Origin of the sequence: Bradyrhizobium sp. Rc3b (assembly GCF_900114915.1) — a bacterium.
Classification (GTDB): Bacteria; Pseudomonadota; Alphaproteobacteria; order Rhizobiales; family Xanthobacteraceae; genus Bradyrhizobium.
Window position 1 is genome coordinate 270,717 of sequence record NZ_FOUS01000011.1, and the last position, 26,542, is coordinate 297,258.

Here is a 26,542-nt window from a genome sequence, read left to right on the forward strand (position 1 = left end):
GGTGTTCCGGTCTTCGGGCAATCGTGTAGGATCGCCACGTTCCATACGGGAGAATTTAGATGCGCAAACTCTCAATGCTTGTCGTGCCGGGATTGGTCGCCATGTCGCTGGCGACCGCGCCGGTGCTGTCCAGCGCCTATGCCGCCGGCAGTGACGAGCCCTCGCCGCCGCCGAAGTCGGACTCCTCGTCCAAGAAGGGCAAGAAGAAGAGCTCTTCGGTCAGCGATCCCAAATTCCTCGCCGCCTATCGCACGGCCTATACCGCGATCTACGACAACCACGACTACACCGGCGCGATCGATCAGTTGAAGTCGCTCAAGCGCGACGACGTCGCCGACGTCGCCAACCTGATCGGCTACTCCTATCGCAAGCTCGGCGACTACCAGTCGTCGAAGGTCTATTACGAGTTGGCGCTGAAGGACGATCCGAACCACGTCCGCACCTGGCAGTATTACGGCCTCTGGCAGCTCGAGCAGGGCAATCGCGAACAGGCGCAGTATCATCTGAACAAGATCGCCTCGCTCGCCGGCACCGACAGCTCCGAGTATCGCTCGCTCGCCACGGCGCTCGACAAGCCAACCGGCGCGACGCTCGTCTATTAAGATAATCGCATCTTCGAATGCAGCGAACGGGCACAACCTTTCGGTTGTGCCCGTTCGGCTTTCTCGGTTAGCCTCTCGCATCGATTTTCCCACTAAATTGGTGTGCAATGGACCCGTGGCTGCGATCCGCGATCGACTACATCGGCTCCTGGATCGAATTCCAACTGACGACGATCCAGCAGCCAGGCGTCATCGTCGCATTCGCCCATCGCGGCGAGATCGTCGCCGAGCATGCGTTCGGCCTCGCCAATCTCGACACCGGCGAGAAGCTCACCCCGCGCCACCGCTTCCGTATCGCCTCCCATTCCAAAAGCTTCACCTCGGCCGGCATCATGAAGCTGCGCGAGCAGCGCAAGCTCCGGCTCGACGACACGGTCGGCCAATATGTCGGCGGGCTGCATCCGCGCGTCGCCGAGACGACGATCGCGCAGGTGCTCTCGCATAGCGCGGGTCTGACGCGCGACGGCGCCGATTCCGGCCAGTTCATCGACCGCCGTTCCTATCTCAACGCGAAAGAGTTACTCGCGGAATTGAAGCTGCCGACCGCGATCGAGCCCGGCACCCGCTTCAAATATTCCAATCACGGCTTTGGCCTGCTCGGCCTCGTCATCGAGGCGGTGACCAAGCAGCCCTACTCAGCCTGGATCAAGCGCGAGATCGTCGAGCCTGCGGGCCTGCGCGCAACCGAGCCGGACGCGCCGCTGCCCAAAGGCGCGTCGTTCGCGCGCGGCCATACGCGAAAGCTGCCATTCGGCGAGCGATGCGTGATCCCCGGCGACAATCCCGCACAGGCGATGGCGTCCGCCGCCGGCTTCGTTGCGACTGCCGGCGACACCGCACGCTTCTTCGCGCAGCTTGCGCCCAATGCGAAGAAGAGCGTGCTCTCGGTCGCGAGCCGCCGCGAGATGACGCGACACCATTGGCGCATCCCGCAGAGCTTCGAGGGCTATTACGGGCTCGGCGTCAATGCCGGCAAGACCGACGGCTGGGACTGGTTCGGCCATGGCGGTGGCTTTCAGGGCTACATCTCCCGGACCTGCGCCATCCCCGCTTGCGAGCTCACGATCAGCATCCTCAGCAACTCCATCGACGGCGCGGCGCCGTTCTGGATGGACGGCGCGATGCAGATCTTGCGCGTGTTCAAGACGCGCGGCACGGCCGACCGGCGCGTGCGCGACTGGACCGGCCGCTGGTGGACGATCTAGGGCGCGAGCGACCTCGTGCCGCTAGGCAACCGCGTGCTCGTCGCCAATCCGCAATTCAACAATCCGTTCATGGATGCCGCCGAGATCGAGGTCACCGGCCGCGACACCGGCAAGCTCGCCTGGGCTGCCGGCTATTCCAGTCATGGCGAGCCGGTGCGCCGGATCCGCGACAAGCGCGGCAGGATCAGCGAGGTCTGGATCGCCGGCGCCAACGTCAAGCCTGCGAGCGTCGTGGCGAAGGAGATCGCGCGCCGCTATCCGCCGCGCAAACGCCGGCCTATTCCCTGATCAGTGCCTCGACCTCGCTGCGAAACGCCTGCCGCGAGCCGCCTTGCGAATAGAACATGTGGCCGCCGGGATAGACGGCGAACTTCACGCGCTGCGTCGCAAAGGCCGGCATCTGATCGAGCACCCGCTTCGTTCCGAAATAGGGCGTGGCAAGGTCAAACAGGCCGTGCGCGACCAGCACGTTCAGTTTCGCGTCGGTGGCGAGGATCTGGCGCAGCTCGGATACCGATTGCGGCGGGTTGATGCCACGACCGAAATCCCAGTGACCTTCCACAGCGCCGTTCAGGACTTCATAGGAGCCGTCGGGCCGCCAGTTGAGCTTGCGCGTGAGCACGTCGACCGCGGCGCTCGTCAGCGGCGCCTGGAGCGCATCGCCCGAGGGGTCGCCGAACCGCGAGCTGCTCGAATCCGGATAGGGATCGAAGCCGCGCACGGAGGCGTCGTAACGTCCCGTCACCTTGCCGTTCTTGCGGTCGAATTCGCGGCGGAATTCACCGACGTCGAAACGGCCGGCGAGCCGGCGGCTCACCGCCTGGTCGATGCCGGTAAGCGCGGCGACCTTGTCGGCAAGACGATTGGTGGCCTCCTTGTCCGCCTCGCCCTTGACGAGGTCGGCCAGGAATTCCCCGCGCGCGTAGGCCTCGACGTCGGCGAGATCGGCGCGCTTGACCGGCCCTTTTGCCTCGCGCGCCACCGCCACATAGCTCGGCAGCGTCGCGACATATTGCAGGAGGCTGGTGCCGGTGAACTCGCGGAAATCCAAGAGCGGCGACACCAGGATCAGGCCCTTGACGCCGACGCCGTGCTGGAGCTGCAACTGGCGCACGACCTTCGGCCCGCGAATGCCGCCATAGCTCTCGCCCGCGACGTATTTCGGCGAGGTCAGGCGGTCGTGCTTCTCGAGCCAGCGGCGGATCACCAGCGCGATCGCGTTGACGTCGCCGTCGACGGAGTAGAACGATTTTCGTGCGTCCTCGCCGCTCGCAATGAAGCGGCTGTAGCCGGTGCTGACGGGATCGATGAAGACGAGATCGGTGAAGTCGAGCCAGGTCTCCGCGTTCGGCTTCACCTCGGGCGAGGCCGAGGGCGACAGCGCTTCGCCGTCGAGCGGCAGCCGCCATGGACCGGCCGCGCCGAACTGGAGCCACGCCGAGGACGCGCCGGGCCCGCCATTGAACAGGAACGTGACCGGGCGCGTGGCGCGGTCGGCGCCGTCGAGCTGGTAGGAGGTATAGGCGATGTCGGCCAGCGGCTCGCCCTTGCCGTCGAACACGCGGATGGAGCCGGCGGTCGCGGCGAAATTGAGGGTGCGGCCGGGCAGATCCAGCGTCTGCTTCGTGGTCGAATCCGCGGGGAGACGGTGCGGCTCGGCCGCGGACGGCAAGGCCTGCGTCGCGCTTTGCGGATTGGCGGCGCGCCCACCCTTCTGTGCCGCTGGCGATGCCGCCTCGGAGCGCGGCTGCGGCGGATCATCCGCGCGCGCGACGCTCGCGAGCGCGGCCGCGGACACGGCCAGCGCGAGCCCGGTTCGTCGCAGCGTCGGCAAGATCGTGAACATGATCGTTCTCCCTGCCCGGCTGTCACAGCCGGTGCGCATCAAAGCTAGCGCGGAATTGCGACGCTTTGCGGGATCACCGGCCCGATGGGCAAGTAAGGCGCCCGGGCCGGCTCAAATCAACCCGTTTTGTTCTCCGGATCGACAATCGCCCGTTTGCCTTGAGACCCGGTCATCCTCGACAATGCAGGGCCACCTCGTATAGACGAGCCCGGCGGAACTTCCTCCAGCCAGCGGCCTGCCTGACAAGCCATGACCAAGCCCCAGCGATACGAACGCATCGCCTTCGTCGCCAGCCCGAGCAGCGAGGCGCAGACCGCCTTCAGCCAGCTCACCAGGGACTATGGCAATTGCGACCCCGGGGAGGCCGACGTCGTGGTCGCGCTGGGGGGCGACGGGCTGATGCTCCAGACGCTGCACCAGAACATGCGCACGGGAAAGCCGATCTACGGCATGCATCGCGGCACCGTCGGCTTCCTGATGAACGAATACGCGACGCACGATCTGCGCACGCGGCTCGAGACGGCGCATGAATCCGAGATCAATCCGCTCCTGATGCGTGCAACCGACGTCAATGACCGCGTCCATTTGCACCACGCCATCAACGAGGTCTACCTGTTCCGGCAGACCTCGCAGGCGGCGCGCCTGCGGATCCTGATCGACGAGCGCGAGCGCATGCCCGAGCTGATCGCCGACGGCATCATCGTGGCAACGCCGGCCGGCTCTACGGCCTACAATCTGTCGGCGCAGGGACCGATCCTGCCGATCAACGCCGCCCTTCTGGCACTGACCCCGATCAGCGCCTTCCGCCCGCGCCGCTGGCGCGGGGCGCTGCTGCCCAACACCGCCTATGTCGTGATCGAGGTGCTGGAGGACGACAAGCGTCCGGTCGCGGCCGTCGCCGACCATGAGGAGGTCCGCAGGGTCCGGCGCGTCGAGGTCCTGTCCGACAAGAGCATCTCGATGCGCATGCTGTTCGACCCCGGCCACAGCCTGGAAGAACGTATTTTGCGCGAGCAGTTCGGCTACTGAGCCCCTGCCCCCGCACGCTGCGGGAGTCCGGTCGCAACCCTTCGTTAACCCTCGCCACGATATGGTTAACGAAGGTTGACCGCTTTGGCCCGGGCGTCATGTTCCGTATCGACTTCAACAAGCTGCGCTTCCTCGTCTGCGACGACAATCCGCACATGCGCCGCATCCTGCGGACGCTGCTGCATTCCTTCGGCGCGCGCGAGGTCTATGAGGCCGAGGACGGCGCCACCGCGCTGGAAATGTACAGCCATTACGTGCCTGACATCGTCATCACCGACTGGGCGATGCCGATCTTCGACGGGCTCGAGCTGGCGCAGATGATCCGGCAGCCGGAATCCAAGGGCAACCCCTACGCGCCGATCATCATGCTGACCGGCCATTCCGAGAAACGCCGCGTCACCGTGGCGCGCGATGCCGGCGTCACCGAATTCCTGGCCAAGCCGATCTCGGCCAAGGGGCTCTATCAGCGCATTCTCAACGTGGTTGCCAATCCCCGCCCCTTCATCAAGACCAAGACCTATTTCGGGCCGGACCGGCGCCGCAACACCAATTCCGCCTATATGGGCCCCGAGCGCCGCGTCGGCGAAAAGCACGAGGTGCTCCAGCAGCCCTCGCTGCTCGACAAGGCCCGCTCATCCATCTAGCGCAACGCCTTCAGACGAGGCAGGCATCATGGCGAAGAACAGCGCAAAGGACATCGAGGTCACGGCCTTCGCCACGCATCAGATCATCACGCAGCCCAACCCGCTGCGGAAAGTCCTGCGCCGGGTCGAAGACAAGGACATGGACGATCCGATCGGCCGCGCCGAGCAGGCGCTCGCGGGCCTGTCCGGCGAATTCAAGGATTGGATGACGACCGAGGTCAACCGTCTCTCGGCCGCCTATGTCGCCATCCGTAATGACGGCTTCACCAAGGAGCGGCGCGACGAGCTGTTCCGCGCCGCGCATGACATCAAGGGCGACGCCGCGACCTTCGGCTATCCGGCCGCGGCCGGAATCGCGGAGAGCCTGTGCCGCGTCATCGAACACGCGCCTGATCTGGAAAAGGTGCCGGCCGAACTGTTCACGCACCACATCAACGCCATCCTCGCCATCGTGCACGAGAACACCAGGCTCGACAGCATCAGCGTCTCCGCCGAGCTCAGCCGCCGCCTGCGCAAGGTCGCCGACGATTATCTCACCCAGGTCAACCGCGACCGCCCCGAGCATCTCGAGGTGATCCTCGCGCCGAGCATAGCGCCGACGGAGTAAAGGCCCGTCTTTTTCATCTCGTGGGAGGCTGCTCCATCCGCACGGGCAGCATCTTAGGGTGGGCAAAGCGAAGCGTGCCTACGATTCATCTCGAATCATACTGATAGGTCGTGGGCATGGCGCTGTGCGCCTTTGCCCACCCTACGGCAGCTCGCTACGCGGCAATCAGATCGCCATACAGCGGATCGATCGTATCATCCGCGACCAGCTCGTCGCAGAACAGCCTTGCTTCCTCCCGCGCGGACTCCGTGGCGAAGCGGCGGAGCAGGACCATCAGCGGCTCGGTGACGCCGCGGTCGGTCTCGCAATGGGTGAGCACGCGCTCGACCATGCGCCGACGCAGCCGCACCGCTCCGTCGTCGCTGTCGACGAAGCCCTGCTCGTGGCAGGCATCGAGCGCGACCTGGAACGCCGCGAACGTCGCCTCGGGAAGCCCGGCGCGGCGCAGCAGCGCGTGCAGGCTGTTGCCGCCGCGGTCGTGCAGCAGCGCGGTGACGCGCGCCAGCGGCAGGTCGGCGAGCTCGGCCAGCGCCGCGTCGAACAAATCGAGATTGCTCGACAACAGCGCGCGCAGGATGAGGCCCGCCGTGAGCTGGCCGGTAATGCGCAGGTGCCGCACCAGGCCCTGCATGTCCTCGCCGCGCGAGCGCGATGCGATGTTCATGGTGGAGCGGTCGCGCGCCTCGAGCGCGATGCGTTCGGCGCGGTCGGCGCTGAGCCAGTTCCGCGCCACGACGAATTGCGCCAGCGTCTCGGAGAGTTTCGCCACCAGCGCGGCACGCGTTGCGGACGGCAGATCGTCCAGCACCAGCATCGCCTCGCGGATCGCGGCGAGATGGCCGTGGCGCTCGACGATGCGATCCCAGGAGAATGGTGCAAGCTCGGCGTTGGGATTTTCGATCAGCTCCAGCGCGGCCGCCGCGCAGCCGACTTCGGCGATGGCGGCGCAGACCGAGACCGGCAGCGCGATGCGGCGTGCGACCGCGCATTGCACCTCGTCATTGCCGGTCGCGACGATGTCGACGAGATCGGCGTCGATCAGCAGCGGGGAATGTTCGAGCACGGGCAGCGCGACGGTCGGCTGGTCCGCCGACAGCGCCCGCACGATCGAGGCCGGCGCATCCGTGCTGCGCGCAAAAGCCTCGGCCATCGCCTGCCGCACCAGCGGCGAGGGATCGTCGAGCTGCATCAGAAGCGCGCCTTCGGCGGCGAGGCGGTCGTCGGTCGAAAGATCTGATATCAGCCAGGCCCGGGCCAACGCCCGTGTTGCCTCGGCCCGCTCGCCGGCGGGCGCCGTCCTGATCCAATTGATGAACTGCCGAACAATCATGCTGCTTCCGGCTTACACAACAAACGAAAATGGTGACGGCTCGTCACCTGCAACACAAAATAAACCACGACGCTTAACAAAGCGTTCACCATAACTGGCTGGTTTTATTGACGTTTTGTTAAGGGAACAGAGGCGCTGCAGCGCGTCCGGGACACGAGAGCGGGGTCAGCTCGAGAACGTGCCGCTGCGATCGCTGAACAGATCGAGCGGCTGCGGCGGACGCACATCCGGCGTCGCGGATGCAACTGAGGTCGCTGGTGCGACCGACGTGAGCGAGGCGTTGTTGCCCCACAATTTCTGCACTGTGGTCGAGACCGGCTGCGTGGCATCGCCGGGCTGATAGATCGAACGAAACACCGGCGTGGTCGGGGCATTGTCCGCGACCGTCGTCGGCGATGTCGCACTGACGGGCGTCACCGCGCGTGTGTTCGGGAAGGTCTGGAGATAGGCGGCGTTGTCGATAACAGGCGCGATGGGCTGCACGCCGCTCGCGCTCGCAACCTCCGTGGTCGACGGCGTGCCGCCATACATCGCCATCGCGCTGCGGGTCGTCCTCGAATTGGCCGCGCTGGCATAGCGCGCGTCCAGCACCGAATAGACTTCGGAGACGCTGCGGGCGCGGCCGTCCCTGGCGTAGAAGATCGAACGATTAGCGGATGCCGCATTGGGAAACAGCCGCGCGCCGACCGCTTGCGGATTGTCCTCGGCATTGGCAATCAGCTTTGCGGCGCCGCCGACGCCCATGAAATGCGCCATGTAGAGTTCGCTGTCGCTCGGCCTGCGCCCGAGCAGGCCCGTCAACTTGAAACTGTTCGACTGCGTCAGCGCCGCCGCCATGCTGGAGGCGGCCTCGGGATCGTCGCGCAGCTTCATGATCGACCGCTTCATCGCGGGATCGTCGACGGCGTAGCCGCCCGACGTCGTCCTGGAGATCGCGTTGGCATAAGTGCCATAGCCGAGCTGGGGGCCCGCCTCCTTCACCGTGCCGAGCCAGGTCTGGTCGATGAACTGGTAGAGCCCGTGCGCGGATGACGTCGTTGCACCCGCCGTCGGATCGAAATCCGATTCCATCTTGGCGGTGGTCAGCATGTACTGGAAGCTGACGCCTGAAACATTCGAGGCCTGCTTGATCGCACCGGCGACGCGCGCCCGCGACGGATCGAGAACCGCCGTCTGCGTGGCACTGGAATTGTCGACCGACATGATGAAGTGCCCGCCCCGCGCGGCGTTGAGCAGCGCCGGCAATTCGGCGCCCGTCGTCTCACCGTGGGACAGGTATGGTTAATGCGGGGTTAATTGGCCGGGCCCGTCATTCTGGGGCCCGCGTAGCGCGAGCCCGGAATCCATCGCAAGGCATTGCGCGCGGCTGAATGGATTCCGGGACCGCACCGGCGGTGCGCCCCGGAATGACAGCGAGCTACTTCTTGTAGACCGCGTCCGGATCGAACAGCCGCTCCGCATCGGCGAAGACCAGCTTCGCCCCGCCGCCTTCGGCCTCGACCTTGCGATAAAAGCACGACCTTCGCCCGGTGTGGCAGGCCGCGCCGATCTGCTCGACACGGATCCAGACTGCGTCCTGGTCGCAATCGGTGCGCATCTCGATCACGCGCTGGGTCTGCCCCGAGGTCTCACCTTTTCGCCACAAGGCATTGCGCGAGCGGCTGAAGTACCAGGCCTCGCCGGTCGCGATCGTCTTGCGCAGCGCCTCCTCGTTCATGTGCGCGACCATGAGCACGTCACCGGAGGCGACGTCGGTCGCGACGCAGGTCACGAGGCCGCTCGCGTCGAACTTGGGCAGGAAGGACAGGCCTTCCTCGATCTCATGGGAGTGGGCGGACACAGCAACCTCGCTAGAGCATGATCCGGAAAAGTGTGAAGCGGTTTTCCGAAAAGATCATGCTCAAACAACAGAGCTTTGCGAGGTCAGCGCTGCAGGCCTCGCACCAGGGACAGGAAACGGGCTTGCTCCGCCGGGTTGTCGCGGAACATGCCGGTGAAGCGGCTGGTGAAAGTGGAGGCGCCATGCTTGGCGACGCCGCGCACCGACATGCAGGTATGTTCGGCCTCGATCAGCACCGCGACGCCGCGCGGCTTGAGGACCTCGTCGATTGCAGCCGCGATCTGCGCCGTCAGATGCTCCTGGGTCTGGAGCCTGCGGGCGAAGATGTCGGTGAGGCGGGCGAGCTTGGACAGGCCGACAACACGTTCCACCGGCGTATAGGCGATGTGCGCCCTGCCGTAGAACGGCATCATGTGATGCTCGCATTGCGAGGTGAACTCGATGTCGCGCACCAGGACGAAATCGTCATAGCCCGCGGTCTCGCCAAAGGTGCGGTCGAGCACTTCGGCCGGGCATTGGTGATAGCCCTGATAGAGCTCGTCGAAAGCCTCGACCACGCGGCGCGGCGTGTCGAGCAGGCCCTCTCGCTCGGTGTTCTCGCCGATATAGGCGAGCAACGTCTTCACCGCCTGTTCGGCCTCGGCACGCGCCGGGCGCGGCTGATCGGCGCGGACGGCGGCCGCGAGGAATTCGGCAGGGTCAAGCTCGGCCGGGCGGCTCTCGGGCTGCCGGTCGGAAGGCTTGTTGGGGCGGATGGATTTGATGGTCGCGTCCATGTCTACTCCGTTCGACGGCCTTTCGGCCGGAGTGTCACCGGCAGACGGGGCGGCATGCCGCCGGACGCCTGAAGAGAACAGTTGAACCCGGCGAAAAAGGTCCTCACCTCTCCCGTCGGCCGCATGGCCTGTCGCCACCGCCGCTGGACTGTTTTTCCGCCAGTTCCGACCCTATATAGGAGCGTGGACGGCGCCCGCCAAGGCCGATCCGATGCGGAAGTGCTGGACCCCATCACATGCTGAACGACATCTACAACAAGCGGATCATCGAATTGGCCGGGAATATTCCGCGCCTCGGACGGCTGCCCGACCCCGATGCCTCCGCCACCGCCCACTCCAAGCTGTGCGGCTCGACCGTGAAGGTCGATCTCAAGATGGAGGGCGACAGGGTCACCGACTTCGCCCATGACGTGAAGGCCTGCGCGCTCGGACAAGCCTCCTCATCCATCATGGCAAGTCGCATCGTCGGCTCGACTGCGAGCGAACTCCGTGAGTTACGCGAAACTGTTCGCAAGATGCTGAAGGAAAACGGTGCGCCCCCTGAAGGCAAATGGGAGGACATCAAATTTCTCGAGCCGGTCCGCGACTACAAGGCGCGGCACGCCTCGACGCTCCTGACCTTCGATGCGGTGGTCGACGCCATTGGCCAGATCGAAGCCAAGGCCAAGCAGCCGGCTGCGGCGCAGGGCTGAACTTCCCCAGGTCATTCCGGGGCGTCGCCAAGCGACGAACCCGGAATCATGATCAAGGTTTCAGAGCTTACTTCTGCGTCGCCGGAGCCTGCGCGGCCACGCCACCGGTCGGCACCAGGGCTTCCGCCGTCTTGGTCGACTTGGCAGCTTGCGACTGCTCCGGTTCCGCGCCGAACCTCGCCTGCGTCTTCGGCGCAAGCTCGGCCATTGCCGGCGCGGAGATGTCCACGTGCGGCAGCACGTCGGCCACGAGGTCGGTCGTCACGAGATTGGTGAGCTTGAGCTCGCCGGCGTCCAGCTCATGCAGGTCTTCCCAGGGCGGCACGCTGAGCGCGAGCGACAGCAGATCGCCGGCTCCGCCCATGTCGAAGGTGTATTTGGCAAGCCTGCCGATGTCGCGTTCGACGATCATCAGGTCCTGCGCGCTGTAGCTCGCCGCCTTCGCATCGTCGGCGCGGTCGCCCATCCAGATCTGATGGACGCGGACGTGGGCAGCTTCCGGCACGTAGCGCTTCTTGCCGGCCAGCAGCAGGAACACGCACATGGATTCGCAATAGGCCTCTGGCGCAACCGCCGGGCGGCCAGACTGCCCGCCGCGGAGACTTACGCCGACCGTGGTCAGGAGTCCGAGATTGCGGAAACGTCGGCCGAGGGTGATCGCGTCGTTGACGGAACCGCCGCTGGAATCGAGCACCACGGTGGCGCCGCCGAGCTGGCGTCCGCGGGAAAACTCCTCGAAATCCTTCGGTGTGTCAGCGGTGATGATGCCGACCGCGCTGACCCAGCCGCGGCAGTTCGGCTCGCAGGCAATCCAGTTGAACTTCATCGGCAGCTTACGCTCTTCGAGAGCAACACCCGCGCGAGCCGATGACCCGAGTGTCGCGACGGCGCCAGCCAGCACGACTCCACAGACGGCGGTTCCCACCAGCAACCAGCCGCGAAGATTAAGGGAGTTCAGAAGTCTCAATCTGGTTCCTTCCCCAAGCCCCTAAGGTCCCCAACAATCCTTGGTAGCGCCCTCTGAGTCCATCATACAGGCGTATGTTTCTACACATGGACGTCACAAAAATGGTATCCGTGGGAATACAGATCGTCCACAGGTACTTGCTGCACTGCTCCCAAAAAGCACGCAAAATATGGCGCGCAAACAACAGCTTACAGTTCCCTGCGCCGGAACTGTGCAACACCTCGATCAACATCGCAGCAAAGCGCCCATGAAGCATTCAGCCTGCGAGCATTGTTCCAGTCCGGTCGAAGGTGTGCTCCGGCTCCCGCGCAGATTCGGCCGCGCGCTGATCTGGCTCTACCGGCACACGCTGTCGCCCCTGGTTGGTTACAATTGCCGGCATCTGCCGACCTGCTCCGTCTATGGCGACGAGGCGATCGAACGCTTCGGTCTCTGGGCCGGCGGCTGGATGACGCTCGCGCGCCTGCTCCGCTGCAATCCGTTCGGCACGTCGGGCATCGACAATGTACCGCTCACCGCACCGCCAGGCGCACACTGGTATCTGCCCTGGCGCTACGGCCGTTGGCGCGGCGTCAATGCATCCTGAGAGTGCTGCGATGCTTTGCGCATCGGTGGCCTGAGGGGAACCGTAAGGGTTCTTCCCGCGTTGTTTTGATGCTCCCCCGGGAGGAAACAACAATGCGCTGGAAAATCAGCCCTCATCTCCACTTTAGGCCTTTTCACTTCGGGCTTTCTCACTTCAGGCCTGGGCCCACCCCCGGCTCCAGGCGGCACCACGACCCCAGAACCTTGGATCTGCTCGCGATCGTCGCCTTGCTGGCGCTCGTGCTTGGCTCCGGCTGGTATCTGGCGACGAGTTTAGCCACCGCGCCGAGCACGACCGCGTTCATCGTGCCGAGCCAGAGCGTGCACTGGTAATTAGCGGAACCAGTAAAAGCGCCCGGGCGGCGGCGGGATCGGCTCGGGTGGCCGCAGCCGTTTCGGACGCGGCGGCTTCGGCGTCGGATCGGCCGACGAGGTGGCCTCCCCGCCCGGCGCCGTTTCGGTGCCCGGCACCCTCACCGCCAGCAGCAAATTGGACTCGTGCATCCGCCAGCGGTAGCCGACGCCGAAATCGATCGGCTGGGCCCGGGTGAACAACTCGGCGTAGCGCTCCTGGTAGCGGCCGGGGAATTCGTCGATCGGCCCGAGATAGCGGCCGAACGGGAAGAAACGCCATTGCCGCGCGCCGTAGTTCGCAAGCGGAATGCCGGAATCGTCCTGGATGATGGTGGCGCTGTTGGCGAGCAGCCAGTCGCGAACGACGGTGAAGTTTCCGGAGTGCATGAGATAGGACGCGCTCTTGAGCAGGCTGTTGCCGGGCCCGAGCGTCTCGCAGAATTTCAAGAATCCGGTGTTGCGCGCGCCGGAATTGGAAAGATCGGTCGAGAAATAATACAGCGTGCGCGTTTCCCCGTCGCTGCCGGCGAAGGTGATGCGAACGCCCCGCGTCGCGTTACGCCCCGGATTGTCGTCGCCGACACGCAAGCCCCCCTTGTCGTCGAGCGCGATCATCTCGACGTTGCGGATGGTCTTGCCGGAGCGCGCCAGGAAAACATACAGGATCGGCAAGGTGCCGTTGACCTGGTTGGCGTGCAGGTCGACCTTCATCTGCTTGGTGATGAAGAAGGAAAAGCTCAGGATCGAGCCGAGCGAGCGCTCGACATTGTAGAGCGCGGCGCCGATCGAACCGCGCGGCAGCTGGGTCAAATCGGGCACGGCGCCGACCGGCTCCAGCGCGCCGAGCACGTAGGTGCTGGCCTTGGAATAGAAGGCGTTGGCGTAGAGAAAATCGGGACCGCTGAACATGTAGAACATGGTCGGCCGGGGCGCGGCGAGATTGACGTCGGCCCAATCGCGGATCTTGGAGAGCTGGCGCTGTTCGAGCTGGGCGAAGGCGCCGTCGAAGAATTTTGCGTGGCGCTGCCAGCCTGGGTCCTTCGTGAGCGCCAACAGTGGCGAGTCCGCCGAAGGCTGCATGCCCGCGAGGAAGCGCGCGGTGTCATCGAAGGTGGCGTCGGCGGCGCGGGCGGACGAGACGGCCGCGGCCAGCAGGGCAAGAGCTGTGGCCGCAATTCTGAGGGGACGAAACATGTCTATGCGCGATCGTGTGAATTGCCAGCGGCGACCGGCCGCCTGCGGAAAACAGCATAAATCACTAGGCCCGAGAGCATGACGAGCATCCCCGCGAGCGACTGCAGCGGCCGCTCGGTCAACAGGTAGTACATCATGAACGCGGTCACGAGCAGGAAAACCAGGGGCGTGAACGGGTATCCCCAGGCGCGATAGGGCCTCGGCAAATCGGGATCGGTGATGCGCAGCTTGATGACGCCGGCGACCGTGAAGAACGAGCAGAACAACAGTGCGAACTGGATGAAGTCGAGCACCGCCTCGAAGCTGCGCGTGAACAGCAGCAGATTGGCGACGGCGAGCTGAAACAGGATCGCATAGGCCGGTGCGCCGCTCGCCGATCGCTTCGAGAACACGCGCAAGGCGGGGATGTCCTCCCCCATCGTCATCATCACGCGCGGGCCGATCCACATCATCGCGCTGATCGAGGAGATCAGGCCAACGCAGATCATCGCGCCGACGATCCGACCGCCGAGGCTGCCGAAGATGGCGCTACCGGCAACGCTGGCGACATCGAGCTGACCGGCAAGCGCACCGACGGGCGTCGAATGGAGAAACACTGCATTCAGCGCGACGTACAGCACGAGCACGATCAGCGTGCCCGCCAGCAGCGCGCGCGGCAGATTCCGCTGCGGCATGTTCATCTCGCCGATGATGTAGGTCGCGGCGTTCCAGCCCGAGAACGAATACATCACGAAGACCAGCCCGATCGCAAACGGCGCGCTGACGATGTGGGCGAGATCGCCCGGCTGCGGCGCAAAGGTGATCGGTTGCGGGGCAGCGATGACGAAGCCGGCGACCAGGAAGGCGACGATCAGCGCGACCTTGATGATCGTCGCGATCAGCTGAAAGGTCGAGGAGTGCCTGACGCCGGTCAGTTGCACGAGCGAAACCAGCCACACCACGGCGATGGCGAGCGGGATCGGCGGCAGATCGGGCACGACCGATTTGGCGTATTCGCCGAACGCCATCGCGGCGAGCGCAACGGGCGCTGCGAAGCCGACCGTCGCCGACACCCAGCCGGCGAGAAAGCCGAAGGCGGGATGATAGGCGCGACCGAGGAAATTGTACTCGCCGCTCGAGCGCGGAAACATCGCCCCGAGCTCGCTATAGGCGAACACCCCGCACAGCGCGACGATGCCGCCGACGGTCCACAGCAGCAGGATCGAGAAGCCGGACGGGATGTCCTTGACCTGGAAGCCGAGGCTGGTGAAGACGCCGACCCCGATCATGTCGGCCACGACGATGGCGGTTGCGACCAGAACTGAGACCCCGGTCCCGCTTCCGGTCAGCCGGCCAGTCCAGGGCGCGGTTCCCGCATTTGATGCCGTCATCGGGGTCCTTAACCTCAGGCGTCGTGCCTCATGGGCGCATCGTGCAGGTTGGCCCAGTCAATTCAAGCAGGGTTAACAAGGGCTAAATGAGGCGACGGAAGCGGGTATTTGAGCACCGCTTATTCTGCTCCCAAGCGCCAAAGCTGCGCCAGCCCCGGGAAAGCCCGTCCCCCTCCCCCACAATCAGGACACGATTGCATGGTCCTTTTGAGCGTTCCGGATGTGGGGAAGTTCTCCGGACGCTTAACGTCACCTAAACGCCGGTCGGCTCAATTGTCTCTTAATACGCCGATGGACGTGACTTTGGGGTCATGGGTGGATGGTCGGGGCCGTTCCGAAATTGAGAGCTGACATGCGTGCCGACCGGACGTCGTCCGGTGCGCGCGGTCATGCGCTCCGGGTCGGCCTGATCTCAGCCTTGGTGCCGCTGTCGCTGACACTGGTTCAATGCGGCAAGGCGCCCAATCCGGCGGCCCTCGCGGCGAATTCGCAGGCCAATGTTCAGGTCGTTGCGAAGACAAATCAGCAAGTCGCGAGCGGCGACACGTTCGAGGATCGCTTCCCCGCCCCGCAATTCGGGGAGCGCTTCCCCTCGGCGAGCGAGAGTTTTCTGCAGCGGCAGATGTCGGACTTCTCGCCGAAGCGGGCCTTGCAGCAACCGCCCCCGGAGCAGGCCCCCTACAAGGTCGCTTCGCTCGAGCCGCAGGTCCCCTACAAGCGTTCGCCCCGCGACGACCTGACGACGCTCGTCAGCATGAAGTCGTCGGCCTTCCCCTATTTCGGCAACAACCCCGCCTCCGACGCGCCGTTCCTCAACGTCGCCAAGGGCGACCGCCGCGGCCATCGCAGCTATTCCGGTCGCGTGTTCTGGCAGGACGAGACCTACAATGACAGCCGCGTGCTGATGCACGTGCCCGAGCATTTCGACGTCCGCAAGCCCGGCGTGATCGTGGTGTTCTTCCACGGCAATGGCGCAACGCTCGAACGCGACGTGCGTGATCGCCAGCTGGTGCCGAAGCAGATCACCGATTCCGGCGCCAATGCCGTGCTGCTCGCCCCGCAGATGGCCGTTGATGCCGCCGATTCCAGCGCCGGCAAGTTCTGGCAACCTGGCGGCTTCAAGCGCTTCATGGCGGAATCGGCCGACCACCTCGCCCGCGTCACCGGCGACCCCAACGGCGCCCGCGCCTTCGCCAACATGCCGATCGTGATCGTCGGCTACAGCGGCGGCTTCCTGCCGACGGCCTGGAGCCTCGAGGTCGGCGGCATCAGCGACCGCGTCCGCGGCGTCGTGCTGCTCGACGCCGTCTATGGCGAGATGGACAAGTTCGCGTCCTGGATCGAGAACCACCGTTCCGGCTTCTTCGTCAGCGCCTACACCCGCCACACCGCGCGGCGCGATCGCGAGCTGATGAGCATGCTCCGCCAGAAGGGCATCAGTGTCGCAGAGGACATGGACGGTCCCTTGCGTCCCGGCAGCGTGGTGTTCGTCGAGACCGGCGACGGCATCACCCATCGCGACTACGTCACCCGCGCCTGGACGCGGGATCCACTCAAGGATGTGCTGGTGAAGATGTCGGCGACGCCGGCGCTGGCGCTGACCCGCGTGGCCGCCACCAGTTCCGGCGCATCGAGCCGATAGGTTTGGATGTTGGTCCAGCCGGTGTCCGGCTGCATTGCCTGCAATTCCCTCAGGCTCTGATCAAAATGTAATGTTGATGGCCGACATCCCCGGGTGCCACCGGATTGCTTCCGCCAGCAAGGCTCATAGTTTGCCGGCCGGTTTGTGATTGGAATTTCGTGGGGACAGGCAGTGCGTCAGGGATTGTACAAGGTCGACTTCCATACCGTTCATGGAACGGGCTGCGGCGTCGTCTATGTGATGGATGGCAAAATGCGCGGGGGCAATTCCGCGTTCGCCTTCATCGGCACCTATCAGGGCGAAGGCGACAGCATCAAGGTCAAGATCTCGACCCAGCGCTACAACGACGATCCCTCCTTCAAGGCTCTGTTCGGCACCGACCGGATCACGCTGGCGCTCGCCGGCCGGGAGGACGGCGACACCGCCGAATTCGAGGGCAACGCGCTGCAGGCGCCGGGCGTTGCCTTCCGGGCCGTGCTGAGCCGGATCAGCGACTGAGCTTCAGCTCGTCTACGATCAGCTCTTGTCAGTACTAGCTCTTGGGCAGCTTCGGAATGCTCTCGGCAAAGCCGTTGAAGCAGGCCAGCCGCTCGTCCTCTTCCTTCAAGAAGCGGCAATCGGCGTAGCCCTTGGCCTTCGCCGGCTTCGGCTTCGGCGCCGGCGCGATCACCGCGTCGTAGCAGTTGAGGCGGTCCTTGGTGCCGTCGTCGAGCTCGAGGCAGGCCTGGAGCCGGGCCGCGATCGATTGCGGCTTGCCCTTCGCCGCTGCGGCCGGCTTGGCCGCTGCCTCTTTCGTCCCCTTGGGCTTGACCTGCACCAAGGGCTTGTCCCCCACCATCGGTGGCTTGTCGGCTTGCGCAAACGCGGAGGCTGAATAGAGCACCGCGGCAACCGCCAGAATCATCCTCATTTCAGTCAACTCTCTTTGGTCCCCATGACCGGCGTTCTAGCGCTCCCGCGCGCGGTTTGCCAAGCACATTGCGTACACGAAGCCGCGGGATTCAGGCCGTTGCGGCCGCAGGCCGGGGCCGGGTCAGGACCACCAGGATCAGCGCCAGCACGACGAAACCGACCGCGACGAAGCCGAGCGCATGCAGGAGCTCGCGGGCGAACAGCAGACCGCCGACGGCGGAGCCAACCGCCTGGCCGATATAGAGGACGGACGTATTGAGCGCGACGGTCGCCGATGCCAGCGGCGGCGCGGCCGCGACCAGCCGCACCTGCTGCATCGAATTGGTCGAGGCAAAGCCGAGGCCCCAGATGGTGACCCCGACCGTCATGAAAGCAAGCGTGCCGGCGCCGAGCGCCCAGCCCGTGATGCCCGCAAGCAGCAGGCAGGTGAACAGCAGCGAGGTCCGATAGGGGCCCGAGCTGTCGACGATGCGGGTGGCGATGACGACGCCGAGGAAGCCGCAGACGCCGTAAAGCGCGAACACCATGCCGACCGCATCGGGACCGGCACCGGTGAGCTTCTTGAGCAACGGGCCCATGAAGGTGAACACCACGAACTGCCCCGACATTTGCAGCATGGTGATCGCCAGCAGCAGCAGAATCGTCCTGTTCCGGCCGACCTCGCGCCAGGTCTTCAGGTCCACCGGCGCGCCTTTCAGGCCTGCCGGCAGACGCAGCAGCAACAAGAGGAAACTGATGCAGCCGAGCACGCCGATCTCGCCATAGGCTGCGCGCCAGCCATAGCGGCTGGCGATGAAGGTGATCAGCGGAAGGCCAACGGCGGCAGCCAGCGACCAGCCGAGGAAGATATAGGCGATGGTGCTGCCCCGCCGCTCCACCGGCACGATCAACGCCGCCGTGCCGGCAGCCTGCGGCGTGTAGAGCGCACCGACCGCGAGCATCACGAGACGGATGGCGAGGAGGCTGGTGTAATCGGGTGCAAAGGCCGAGGCGAGATTGCCGAAGGCGAGCACCGCCAGCGTCGTCGTGAGCAGCGTCCGCCGTTCGATGCGGCTTGTCAGCCAAGCCGTCAGCGGCGAGCCGATGCACAGCGTGATCGCGCCGAAGGTGATGAGGAGCCCGGCCGCGTGAATGCTGACGTCGAGCCCCGTCGCCAACTCCGGCAGCATGCCCGCCGGGGCCAGCACCGAGCAGCCGGTGACGAGATTGCCGAGCATTAAGGCGGTTGGCGCGAAACGCGGGGCGCGTGCATTTTCCATGCAAGTGCATGTAGAGCAGCCGCCGGGCCAGTTAAAGGGCCGGTGCGAAATAGTTCGTGCGCACGCCCGTTTTATGCGCCGATTTTCTTGGAATTGCCGGATTGCGCAGGCCGAATCGCCTGATATATCGCTCGTTCCCGCTTACCTGCGCTCGTTCGCAGGAGTGAGCCTCAGGAGAAAAGCAATGACTGACCAGTCCAAGGACCAGCCGAAGTCCGAATCCGGCTTCCAATATTCCCTCAGCAATCTGAAGCCCGTGACCCCCGCCGCCAAAGTTACCCTCACCTTTCCGGACGGCGCCCAGCGTCAATACGACCAAAGCATCACCGGCCTCGATATCGCCAAGGGCATCTCGCCGTCGCTGGCCAAACGCACGGTCGCGATGGCGCTCGACGGCGTCGTCGCCGATCTCAACGATCCCATCGAGGCCGACGCCAAGCTCGAGCTGATCAGCCGCGACGATCCGCGCGCGCTCGAATTGATCCGCCACGATTGCGCCCACGTGCTGGCTGAGGCCGTGCAGACGCTGTGGCCGGGCACGCAGGTCACCATCGGTCCCGTGATCGAGAACGGCTTCTATTACGACTTCTTCCGCAACGAGCCGTTCACGCCGGAAGATTTTGCCGCGATCGAGAAGAAGATGCGCGAGATCATCGCGCGCGACAAACCCTTCACCAAGGAAGTCTGGGACCGCGAGAAGACCAAGCAGGTGTTCCGCGACAAGGGCGAGGCCTTCAAGGTCGAGCTGGTCGACGCCATTCCCGGCACCGAGCCGATCAAGATCTACTACCAGGGCGACTGGTTCGATCTGTGTCGCGGCCCGCACATGACCTCGACCGGCAAGGTCGGCAACGCGTTCAAGCTGATGAAGGTGGCCGGCGCCTACTGGCGCGGCGACAGCAACAACCCGATGCTGACCCGCATCTACGGCACCGCCTTCGCCAAGCAGGAGGACCTCGACGCTTATCTCAAGCAGATCGAGGAAGCCGAGAAGCGCGACCATCGCAAGCTCGGGCGCGAGCTCGACCTCTTCCATTTCCAGGAGGAAGGTCCGGGCGTCGTGTTCTGGCACCCGAAGGGCTGGACCATCTTCCAGCAGCTGATCGCCTATATGCGTCGGCGCCTGACCGGCGACTACAGCGAGGTCAACGCGCCGCAGATCCTCGACAAGGTGCTGTGGGAGACCTCGGGCCATTGGGGCTGGTACCGCGAGAACATGTTCGCGGCGCAGTCGGCCGGCGACGAGGCCGAGGACAAGCGCTGGTTTGCGCTCAAGCCGATGAACTGCCCCGGTCACGTGCAGATCTTCAAGCACGGCCTGAAGAGCTACCGCGACCTGCCCTTGCGCCTCGCCGAGTTCGGCGTGGTGCATCGCTATGAGCCCTCCGGCGCCATGCACGGCCTGATGCGCGTGCGCGGTTTCACCCAGGACGACGCGCACATCTTCTGCACCGAGGACCAGCTCGCCGAAGAGTGCCTGAAGATCAACGAGCTCATCCTGTCCACCTATGCCGATTTCGGCTTCACCGGCGATCTCACGGTGAAGCTGTCGACGCGGCCGGACAAGCGCGTCGGCACCGACGAGATGTGGGATCACGCCGAACGCGTGATGGCCACCGTGCTGCGCGAGATCCAGTCGCAGAACAATCACATCAAGACCGAGATCAACCCGGGCGAAGGCGCCTTCTACGGGCCGAAGTTCGAATATGTCCTGCGCGATGCCATCGGCCGCGACTGGCAGTGCGGCACCACGCAGGTCGACTTCAACCTGCCGGAGCGGTTCGGCGCGTTCTACATCGACCATGACGGCGGCAAGAAGCCGCCTGTCATGGTGCACCGCGCGATCTGCGGCTCGATGGAGCGCTATATCGGCATCCTGATCGAGCACTATGCCGGCAACTTCCCGCTCTGGCTGTCGCCGGTGCAGGCGGTGGTCACCACCATCACCTCGGAAGGCGACGAGTACGCCAAGGTGGTGATGGAGCAGGCACGCCGCGCCGGGCTTCGGGTCGAGATCGACCTGCGCAACGAAAAGATCAACTACAAGGTCCGCGAGCACTCGCTGGCCAAGATCCCGGCACTGCTCGTGGTCGGCAAGAAGGAGGCCGAGACGCATTCGGTCTCGGTCCGCCGCCTCGGCAGCGACGGCCAGAAGGTGATGACGACCGAGGAGGCGATCGCCGCCCTGGTCGACGAGGCGACCCCGCCGGACGTCAAGCGGGTGCGGGGCGCGGTCTGATCCCTGAAATCGATCTAAACTCGCTTCCGGTTGCGGGCGTGCATGCTTATCTCCGCATGGCACGCCCGACGACCAGTTGAAGAGGATCTCCCAGTGCCCGACGCCATCGAACTCCTGAAGACCCGCCGCTCGGTCAAGCCGCGCGAGATGACCGGCCCTGGCCCCTCCGCGGCCGAGCTCGAGACCATCCTCACCATCGGCGCCCGTGTGCCCGACCATGGCAAGCTGGCGCCCTGGCGCTTCATCATCTTCGAGGGCGACGCCCGCCAGCGCGCCGGCGAGGTGATCGCGAAGGTGTTTGCCCGGAAAAATCCCGGCGCGCCCGCCGCCGACGTCGAGATTGAGCGCAAGCGCCTCACCGACGCGCCGCTGGTGATCGGCATCGTCAGCTTCACCAGGCCGCACCCGAAGGTGCCGGCGTTCGAGCAGGAATTGTCGGCCGGCGCCAGCGCCATGAACATCGTCACGGCCGCGACCGCGCTCGGCTACGGCGCCTGCTGGCTGACCGGCTGGTTCTCGTTCGATCGCGACGTGCTCGACGGTCTCGGCCTCAAGCCGGACGAAAAGCTCGCCGGCTTCATCCACGTGGGCACGCCGACCAAGCCGAGCGAAGACCGTCCGCGACCGTTCCTTTCGGAAATCGTGACGCGTTTTTAATCGAAGGCTTGTTGACGCCTCTGGCGTCTTGCGGCTTTGATCCCGGCAAGGGAGGAAGCCCGAATGAGACGCCGTGAATTTCTGGTCGGGGCCACGCTGCTGGCCGGCACGATGGCGCGAAGCCGGGCCGCCGACATCCCCGCCCCCTCGCCCGACGGGCTCGACCGCATCACGGCGTATTTCAACGAAGAGGTCGGAAGCGGCCGCCTGCCGGGCGCCGTGATCCTGGTGCAGCAGCACGGCAAGCCGGTCTATCTGAAGACGTTTGGCCTGCGCGACGTCAGGACCAGTCTTGCGATGACGCCGGATACGATCTTCGCGATCCACTCGATGACCAAGCCGATCACCTGCCTTGGCGCGATGATGCTGATCGACGAAGGCAAGCTCGCGCTCACCGACCCCGTGTCGAAATACGTTCCCCTGTTTGCCGACACCAAGGTCGGTCTCGAGGTCACCCTGCCCGACGGCAAGCTGGAGCTCGATCTCGTGCCGCCGGTCCGCCCCGTCAACATCGAGGATTTGCTGCGGCACACTTCGGGCATCAGCTACGATTATATCGGCGGCAAATGGGTCGAGCAGGCCTACAAGGCCGCCAACATCTTCGAAGGCCAATTCAACAACAGGGAATTCGCCGACCGCATCGCCAAGCTGCCGCTGGCGCGGCAGCCGGGAACGCTGTGGCGCTACGGCCATTCCACCGACGTGCTCGGCAGCGTCATCGAGATCATCTCGGGCCAGACGCTGTATCAGTTCCTGAAACAGCGCATCTTCGACCCGCTCGGCATGAGCAGCACCAAATTCACGCTGGCGACCGAGGACGAGCTCGCGCGGATGGCGCGGCCGCTGCCGAACGATTTCATCCTGCTCGCCGCCGAGCGCGACCGCCTCGATCATCCCGAATGGCAATCCGGCGGCGGCGGCCTGCTCTCGACCATCACCGACTATCAGCGCTTCTCGCAGATGCTGCTCAACGGCGGCGAATTCGAGGGCAAGCGCTATCTCAGCCCTGCCGCGTTCAAGGCCATGACGACCGATCACATCGGACCCGGCTCCGGCGTCGGACGCGATTATTTCTATTTCCCGGGTGACGGCTTCGGCTATGGCTACGGCCTTGCGGTGCGGACCGATCCCGGCAACGCCAAACCGCCGCCGCCGGGCTCGCTCGGCGAGCTGAAATGGGACTCTGGGAGCGGCACCTATTTCGGCGTCGATCCCAAGCTCGACATGGTCTACCTCATGATGCAGCAGACCCAGAACGAGCGCAGCCGCATCACGCCCGCCTTCAAGGCGCTGGTCTACGACTGCTACCCCGAGGGCCTACGCCGCCCGTGAGGCGCGCTGACCGAAATCGGCGAGCAGCTTTGCGATCTCGGCCGCAGGCCGCGCCGCACTGAACAGAAAGCCCTGCACCTCGTTGCAGCCCTCGGCGCGCAGCCAGTCGAGCTGATCCTCGGTCTCGACGCCCTCCGCGGTCGTGGTGATGTTGAGGCTGCGGCCGAGCCCGGAGATCGCGCGCACGATCGCGCTGCAATCGGGCCGCTGCGCCAGATCCTTGACGAACGAGCGGTCGATCTTGATCTTGTCGAACGGGAAGCTCCTGAGATAGCTCAGGCTGGAATAGCCGGTGCCGAAATCATCCATGGAGATGCTGACGCCGAGCTCGCGGAGCTGGTGCAGGATGGCGAGATTGACGTCGGTCTCGGCCAGGAAGATCGACTCGGTGATTTCGAGCTCGAGCCGCCGCGGCGACAGGCCGGACTGCGCCAGCGCCGAGATCACGATTTGCACCAGGTTGCGGCTGCGGAATTGCGCCGGCGACAGATTGACCGCGACCTTGATGTCGGCAGGCCATTTGACGGCCTCGGCGCAGGCTTCGCGCAGCACCCACTCCCCTAGCTGGGTGATGAGGCCGATGTCCTCGGCGACCGGGATGAACTCCGCCGGCGAGATCATGCCCTTGTCCGGATGACGCCAGCGCAGCAGCGACTCGAAGCCGGAGATGCGATCGGAGGCGATCGACACCAGCGGCTGATAGTGCAGCTCGAACTCGCCATTGGCGAACGCACGCCGCAGATCGAGCTCCATGTCGCGGCGCTTCTGCGCCTGCAGGTCCATCTCGCGCTCGAAGAAATGGTGCACGCCGCCGCCGTCGGACTTCGCCCGGTACAGCGCCATGTCGGCATTGCGCATCAGCTCTTCCGGCGTCGCGCCGTCGCCGGGCGACAGCGCGATGCCGATGCTGGCACCAATCACCATCTCCTGGCCGTCGAGGTCATAGGGCGCCTTCAGCATGTCGATCAGCAGGCCAGCGCAGGCGCTGGCCTCGTTCGGCGAGACGTCGGCGGCAAGGATCACCGCGAATTCGTCGCCGCCGAGCCGCGCCGCCAGATTGCCGCCGCGGACGGCAAGGGTTAGGCGCTCGGCGACGTCCTTGAGCAGGCGGTCGCCGACGGGATGACCGAAGGAATCGTTGATGTTCTTGAACAGGTCGAGATCGATGTAGAGCACGCCGACCCGTCTTCCCGCCGCCTGCTCCAGCGCCTGCTTCAGCCGCTCCTGGAAATATTCGCGGTTCGGCAGGTCGGTGAGCCCGTCATGGTGGGCCATGTGCGCGATGCGCGCCTCGGCCTTGCGCCGTTCGGTGATGTCGACCACCGCGACCAGATAGCCGTCGCGATCGTCGAAGGCGACGCGGCGGCCGAAGGTGAGCACCTCGATCTCGCTGCCGTCGGCGCGCAAATGCCGCCAGTTGCGCGATGAGTGGTAGGCCTCGCCGACGCGCTCCAGCGCCTCGGCGTGGCTGTCCCACTCGTCCTCCGGCCAGATCTCGTGCAGCTTCATGCGCAGGAAGGTGGCGCGGCTGTAGCCGTAATGCTGGACCGCGGCGTCGTTGACGCCAAGGAATTCCTTGGTCTGCGCGTCGAACACCCACATCGGCATCGGGTTGCTGTCGAACAGCAGGCGGAACGAGGCGTCGCGCCGCTTCAACGCCGTGACATCGGAGATCGTCAGCGATACCACGTCGGCGAAGGCCGTTGCGCTGAGCCGGAGATGACGTCCGTCGCTTTCGATCTCGAGCTGCTCGCCGCGGCCGCCCGCGACGGCCTTGAGCAGAAAGTCCATGATCTCGGGCAAGGCCAGCAGCGTGTTGCCCTCGCCGATCCGCCGCCACAACAGGTTTCCGGTCGCGACATTCAGCAGCGCGCTTGCGCTGTTGTTGTGGTGCACGACCTGGAGATCGGACGGCTTGCCGCCGGCATCGCGCAGCGTCGCCAGCGAGATCACCGCATCGTCGGTCGAGGCGAAGATCGCATCCAGCAGATTGTACTGGGTGCCGCGCTCGTTGATATAGGCGCCGACCAGCGTGGCGCCCCAGCGCGAGGCCGTCGGCAGCGCCAGCACATCGTAGGTCCGGACCATGCCGTCGCGCACGCAATGCGCGCTGGCTTGATACGGTCGTCCGTTGGTAAGCGCGCTCGTCGCCGCTTCCGACAGCGCGGTGGCGCAATCCGGCGACAATTCGGCGACGGGGATATCCCAACGCTCCTCGCCGAGCCATTTTTGCACGTAGCGTCCGCTGCGTGACAGCTCGAGCGTGCCGTCGTTCTTCAATAGCGCGATGTGATCGGCGAGCCGTCCGAGACTGCCGAGCATCACGTCCTCATAGCGCGGCAGCCGATCGCCCGGCTTCAGCGCGGCACGCCATTTGCGCTGAAGCACCGGGATGTCGTCGAACATTTCGGCGGCCGGTTTTCCCGACACTTTCTTCGCGGCATTCATGGCAGTCCCCAACGCACTTTCCCGGCGCATCCAATGCAGCTGCGCTTAACGACATGTAAAAAGGCCGCAGGCGCGGGTTCCATTCGGCGATTATGACAGTTTTAAGTCAGGTGTTGGTTAGTGGGCGTTAGAGACTATGACGGTGATGCGAAGCTCTCGTGTCCCGGACGCGCTGCAGCGTTCTTACGCTGCTGCGCAGAGCCGGGACCCAGGAAGCCGCAGCACGTGCTGATACATGGGCCCCGGCTCTGCAGCGCACCGCCGAAGAGGCGCTGCTCAGCGTCCGGGGCACGAGAGCGGAGCTTGGCGCACCACTGCGTCAACATCGTCACTGCGAGCGCAGCGACTTGTCCGCCGAAGCCTTGGCGAAGGCCGAAGCAATCCAGAATCCTTCCGCAGTGGCCATATTTAATCCGTCATCCTGAGGTGCGAGGCGTGCGATGCGAACGCATCGCATGCCGAGCCTCGAAGGAGGAACGGCCGAGCTGATGCAGCCGGGCCGTCGCCCTTCGAGGCTTGCTCTGCGTCGCTGTCGCGCCGCAGCGCGCGCACCTCAGGGTGACGGTGATGGATAGAGCTCGCGGCAGCATTCCGTATTCGCTCTCGACGTGGAGACACACCTTCACATCCTCGCGGCGCATTTCGCCCGAGCTTTGCTTCATCGCTTCGCCCTCATAATTGAAAGAGGGCGCAGGGAAGACCGGGTGCCGGCTGGCACCCGCGGTCCACTGTGCGAAATCTGCGTAACAAGAAGCTGCACAGCGGCATACAGGTGTAGCCAGGACATCCCGGCCTTCCCTGCGCAGTGGTTTTACGGCTTATGTCGTGCTCTCCCCGGGGAGCGTTGCACTATTGCCCCCGTCGCCTTGCGGATGGCTGAGGGATGCGTCCGGTTGGACGACACCCATCACCGCAACACTTGACGCACAGACCCCGGGCGTCAGGACCACACGATTTTGCCGTACGCCGATCACACCGGTCGTGTGCGCGAGGTCTTCGCTCACGGTTACCC

At 65.0% G+C, this 26,542-nt stretch carries 23 protein-coding genes and 2 pseudogenes; 13 read left to right on the forward strand and 12 right to left on the reverse strand.

Annotated elements, in window-relative coordinates; all coding sequences use genetic code 11:
• Positions 1 to 59 precede the first annotated feature (59 nt).
• Positions 60 to 602 carry a tetratricopeptide repeat protein gene (locus tag BM190_RS26425; protein WP_092260345.1) on the forward strand — a complete coding sequence of 181 codons (543 nt, stop codon included), beginning with the start codon at positions 60 to 62 and terminating at the stop codon, positions 600 to 602.
• Positions 603 to 709: 107 nt separating this feature from the next.
• Positions 710 to 2,095, forward strand: a pseudogene (locus BM190_RS26430) (serine hydrolase domain-containing protein).
• On the opposite strand, the gene BM190_RS26435 reads toward BM190_RS26430, so the two are convergent.
• Entirely contained in the window at positions 2,085 to 3,653 is a 1,569-nt protein-coding gene (locus BM190_RS26435; protein WP_092260348.1) for a S10 family peptidase, read from the reverse strand. The pseudogene BM190_RS26430 and the gene BM190_RS26435 sit on opposite strands and share 11 nt — an antisense overlap.
• A gap of 249 nt (positions 3,654 to 3,902) precedes the next feature.
• Between BM190_RS26435 and BM190_RS26440 the strand changes: the two genes are divergently transcribed.
• From BM190_RS26440 to BM190_RS26450, 3 genes are all read left to right on the forward strand, one after another.
• Positions 3,903 to 4,682: an NAD kinase gene (locus BM190_RS26440; protein WP_092260350.1), complete on the forward strand. Its 780-nt coding sequence runs from the start codon at positions 3,903 to 3,905 to the stop codon at positions 4,680 to 4,682.
• A 98-nt stretch (positions 4,683 to 4,780) separates the two neighbouring features.
• Positions 4,781 to 5,326: a response regulator gene (locus BM190_RS26445; protein ID WP_008549760.1), complete on the forward strand. Its 546-nt coding sequence runs from the start codon at positions 4,781 to 4,783 to the stop codon at positions 5,324 to 5,326.
• 28 nt (positions 5,327 to 5,354) lie between these two features.
• Positions 5,355 to 5,933, forward strand: a complete 579-nt coding sequence (locus tag BM190_RS26450) for an Hpt domain-containing protein (protein ID WP_092260352.1) — start codon at positions 5,355 to 5,357, stop codon at positions 5,931 to 5,933.
• 154 nt (positions 5,934 to 6,087) lie between these two features.
• Here the strand turns inward: BM190_RS26450 and BM190_RS26455 are convergent, their stop codons facing one another.
• From BM190_RS26455 to folE, 4 genes are all read right to left on the reverse strand, one after another.
• Positions 6,088 to 7,263, reverse strand: a complete 1,176-nt coding sequence (locus BM190_RS26455; protein ID WP_092260354.1) for a DUF2336 domain-containing protein — start codon at positions 7,261 to 7,263, stop codon at positions 6,088 to 6,090.
• A 165-nt stretch (positions 7,264 to 7,428) separates the two neighbouring features.
• Positions 7,429 to 8,508, reverse strand: a complete 1,080-nt coding sequence (locus tag BM190_RS26460; RefSeq protein ID WP_092260356.1) for a transglycosylase — start codon at positions 8,506 to 8,508, stop codon at positions 7,429 to 7,431.
• A 172-nt stretch (positions 8,509 to 8,680) separates the two neighbouring features.
• On the reverse strand, positions 8,681 to 9,103 hold the full coding sequence (gene hisI / locus BM190_RS26465; protein ID WP_092260358.1) for a phosphoribosyl-AMP cyclohydrolase: 423 nt from the start codon (positions 9,101 to 9,103) through the stop codon (positions 8,681 to 8,683).
• Between the two features lie 83 nt (positions 9,104 to 9,186).
• Complete coding sequence (gene folE, locus BM190_RS26470; protein ID WP_018322161.1) at positions 9,187 to 9,879, reverse strand: GTP cyclohydrolase I FolE; 693 nt, start codon at positions 9,877 to 9,879, stop codon at positions 9,187 to 9,189.
• A gap of 236 nt (positions 9,880 to 10,115) precedes the next feature.
• Between folE and BM190_RS26475 the strand changes: the two genes are divergently transcribed.
• A complete protein-coding gene (locus BM190_RS26475) occupies positions 10,116 to 10,571 on the forward strand; it encodes an iron-sulfur cluster assembly scaffold protein (RefSeq protein ID WP_092260360.1) in 456 nt (151 codons plus the stop codon).
• Between the two features lie 67 nt (positions 10,572 to 10,638).
• Here the strand turns inward: BM190_RS26475 and BM190_RS26480 are convergent, their stop codons facing one another.
• Positions 10,639 to 11,538 carry a COG3904 family protein gene (locus BM190_RS26480; RefSeq protein ID WP_177237294.1) on the reverse strand — a complete coding sequence of 300 codons (900 nt, stop codon included), beginning with the start codon at positions 11,536 to 11,538 and terminating at the stop codon, positions 10,639 to 10,641.
• 247 nt (positions 11,539 to 11,785) lie between these two features.
• On the opposite strand from BM190_RS26480, the gene yidD reads away from it, so the two are divergent.
• A complete protein-coding gene (yidD, locus tag BM190_RS26490; RefSeq protein ID WP_092260364.1) occupies positions 11,786 to 12,124 on the forward strand; it encodes a membrane protein insertion efficiency factor YidD in 339 nt (112 codons plus the stop codon).
• A gap of 92 nt (positions 12,125 to 12,216) precedes the next feature.
• On the forward strand, positions 12,217 to 12,456 hold the full coding sequence (locus BM190_RS41930; RefSeq protein ID WP_026202694.1) for a hypothetical protein: 240 nt from the start codon (positions 12,217 to 12,219) through the stop codon (positions 12,454 to 12,456).
• On the opposite strand, the gene BM190_RS26500 is transcribed toward BM190_RS41930, so the two are convergent.
• Positions 12,457 to 13,671: a hypothetical protein gene (locus tag BM190_RS26500; RefSeq protein ID WP_092260366.1), complete on the reverse strand. Its 1,215-nt coding sequence runs from the start codon at positions 13,669 to 13,671 to the stop codon at positions 12,457 to 12,459. It lies immediately after the preceding gene.
• Between the two features lie 2 nt (positions 13,672 to 13,673).
• Positions 13,674 to 15,041, reverse strand: coding sequence for an APC family permease (locus BM190_RS26505; RefSeq protein WP_018322155.1), 1,368 nt, complete (start codon positions 15,039 to 15,041; stop codon positions 13,674 to 13,676).
• Positions 15,042 to 15,393: 352 nt separating this feature from the next.
• Between BM190_RS26505 and BM190_RS26510 the strand changes: the two genes are divergently transcribed.
• Both BM190_RS26510 and BM190_RS26515 read left to right on the forward strand, forming a co-directional pair.
• Complete coding sequence (locus BM190_RS26510; protein ID WP_244550737.1) at positions 15,394 to 16,683, forward strand: alpha/beta hydrolase; 1,290 nt, start codon at positions 15,394 to 15,396, stop codon at positions 16,681 to 16,683.
• A 171-nt stretch (positions 16,684 to 16,854) separates the two neighbouring features.
• The gene (locus tag BM190_RS26515; protein ID WP_092260371.1) at positions 16,855 to 17,181 is read left to right on the forward strand and encodes a GrlR family regulatory protein; all 327 of its coding nucleotides are present in this window, start codon (positions 16,855 to 16,857) and stop codon (positions 17,179 to 17,181) included.
• A gap of 34 nt (positions 17,182 to 17,215) precedes the next feature.
• On the opposite strand, the gene BM190_RS26520 is transcribed toward BM190_RS26515, so the two are convergent.
• Together BM190_RS26520 and BM190_RS26525 are read right to left on the reverse strand one after the other, a co-directional pair.
• Positions 17,216 to 17,593 carry a hypothetical protein gene (locus BM190_RS26520; protein WP_092260373.1) on the reverse strand — a complete coding sequence of 126 codons (378 nt, stop codon included), beginning with the start codon at positions 17,591 to 17,593 and terminating at the stop codon, positions 17,216 to 17,218.
• Positions 17,594 to 17,684: 91 nt separating this feature from the next.
• Entirely contained in the window at positions 17,685 to 18,854 is a 1,170-nt protein-coding gene (locus BM190_RS26525; protein ID WP_092260375.1) for an MFS transporter, read from the reverse strand.
• 184 nt (positions 18,855 to 19,038) lie between these two features.
• Between BM190_RS26525 and thrS the strand changes: the two genes are divergently transcribed.
• The 3 genes from thrS (at position 19,039) to BM190_RS26540 (ending at position 23,082) form a co-directional block, all read left to right on the forward strand.
• Positions 19,039 to 21,093 carry a threonine--tRNA ligase gene (thrS, locus tag BM190_RS26530; RefSeq protein ID WP_018322151.1) on the forward strand — a complete coding sequence of 685 codons (2,055 nt, stop codon included), beginning with the start codon at positions 19,039 to 19,041 and terminating at the stop codon, positions 21,091 to 21,093.
• A gap of 93 nt (positions 21,094 to 21,186) precedes the next feature.
• Entirely contained in the window at positions 21,187 to 21,750 is a 564-nt protein-coding gene (locus tag BM190_RS26535; protein WP_177237295.1) for a nitroreductase family protein, read from the forward strand.
• Between the two features lie 63 nt (positions 21,751 to 21,813).
• The gene (locus BM190_RS26540) at positions 21,814 to 23,082 is read left to right on the forward strand and encodes a serine hydrolase domain-containing protein (RefSeq protein WP_092260379.1); all 1,269 of its coding nucleotides are present in this window, start codon (positions 21,814 to 21,816) and stop codon (positions 23,080 to 23,082) included.
• On the opposite strand, the gene BM190_RS26545 is transcribed toward BM190_RS26540, so the two are convergent.
• Positions 23,068 to 25,530 carry a putative bifunctional diguanylate cyclase/phosphodiesterase gene (locus BM190_RS26545; RefSeq protein WP_092260381.1) on the reverse strand — a complete coding sequence of 821 codons (2,463 nt, stop codon included), beginning with the start codon at positions 25,528 to 25,530 and terminating at the stop codon, positions 23,068 to 23,070. The genes BM190_RS26540 and BM190_RS26545 overlap by 15 nt on opposite strands.
• A gap of 818 nt (positions 25,531 to 26,348) precedes the next feature.
• Positions 26,349 to 26,542, reverse strand: a pseudogene (locus BM190_RS40950) (hypothetical protein); the annotation flags it as partial.

What these genes read in the sequence shown, in the direction of transcription:
- BM190_RS26425 (WP_092260345.1), top strand. Translation starts at nt 60, where the DNA reads ATGCGCAAACTCTCAATGCTTGTCGTGCCGGGATTGGTCGCCATGTCG.
- BM190_RS26520 (WP_092260373.1), bottom strand. Translation starts at nt 17,593, where the DNA reads ATGAGGATGATTCTGGCGGTTGCCGCGGTGCTCTATTCAGCCTCCGCG.
- BM190_RS26435 (WP_092260348.1), bottom strand. Translation starts at nt 3,653, where the DNA reads ATGTTCACGATCTTGCCGACGCTGCGACGAACCGGGCTCGCGCTGGCC.
- BM190_RS26440 (WP_092260350.1), top strand. Translation starts at nt 3,903, where the DNA reads ATGACCAAGCCCCAGCGATACGAACGCATCGCCTTCGTCGCCAGCCCG.
- BM190_RS26540 (WP_092260379.1), top strand. Translation starts at nt 21,814, where the DNA reads ATGAGACGCCGTGAATTTCTGGTCGGGGCCACGCTGCTGGCCGGCACG.
- BM190_RS26475 (WP_092260360.1), top strand. Translation starts at nt 10,116, where the DNA reads ATGCTGAACGACATCTACAACAAGCGGATCATCGAATTGGCCGGGAAT.
- yidD (WP_092260364.1), top strand. Translation starts at nt 11,786, where the DNA reads ATGAAGCATTCAGCCTGCGAGCATTGTTCCAGTCCGGTCGAAGGTGTG.
- BM190_RS26525 (WP_092260375.1), bottom strand. Translation starts at nt 18,854, where the DNA reads ATGGAAAATGCACGCGCCCCGCGTTTCGCGCCAACCGCCTTAATGCTC.
- thrS (WP_018322151.1), top strand. Translation starts at nt 19,039, where the DNA reads ATGACTGACCAGTCCAAGGACCAGCCGAAGTCCGAATCCGGCTTCCAA.
- BM190_RS26455 (WP_092260354.1), bottom strand. Translation starts at nt 7,263, where the DNA reads ATGATTGTTCGGCAGTTCATCAATTGGATCAGGACGGCGCCCGCCGGC.
- BM190_RS41930 (WP_026202694.1), top strand. Translation starts at nt 12,217, where the DNA reads ATGCGCTGGAAAATCAGCCCTCATCTCCACTTTAGGCCTTTTCACTTC.
- BM190_RS26545 (WP_092260381.1), bottom strand. Translation starts at nt 25,530, where the DNA reads ATGAATGCCGCGAAGAAAGTGTCGGGAAAACCGGCCGCCGAAATGTTC.
- BM190_RS26510 (WP_244550737.1), top strand. Translation starts at nt 15,394, where the DNA reads ATGCGTGCCGACCGGACGTCGTCCGGTGCGCGCGGTCATGCGCTCCGG.
- BM190_RS26450 (WP_092260352.1), top strand. Translation starts at nt 5,355, where the DNA reads ATGGCGAAGAACAGCGCAAAGGACATCGAGGTCACGGCCTTCGCCACG.
- BM190_RS26500 (WP_092260366.1), bottom strand. Translation starts at nt 13,671, where the DNA reads ATGTTTCGTCCCCTCAGAATTGCGGCCACAGCTCTTGCCCTGCTGGCC.
- folE (WP_018322161.1), bottom strand. Translation starts at nt 9,879, where the DNA reads ATGGACGCGACCATCAAATCCATCCGCCCCAACAAGCCTTCCGACCGG.
- BM190_RS26505 (WP_018322155.1), bottom strand. Translation starts at nt 15,041, where the DNA reads ATGACGGCATCAAATGCGGGAACCGCGCCCTGGACTGGCCGGCTGACC.
- BM190_RS26445 (WP_008549760.1), top strand. Translation starts at nt 4,781, where the DNA reads ATGTTCCGTATCGACTTCAACAAGCTGCGCTTCCTCGTCTGCGACGAC.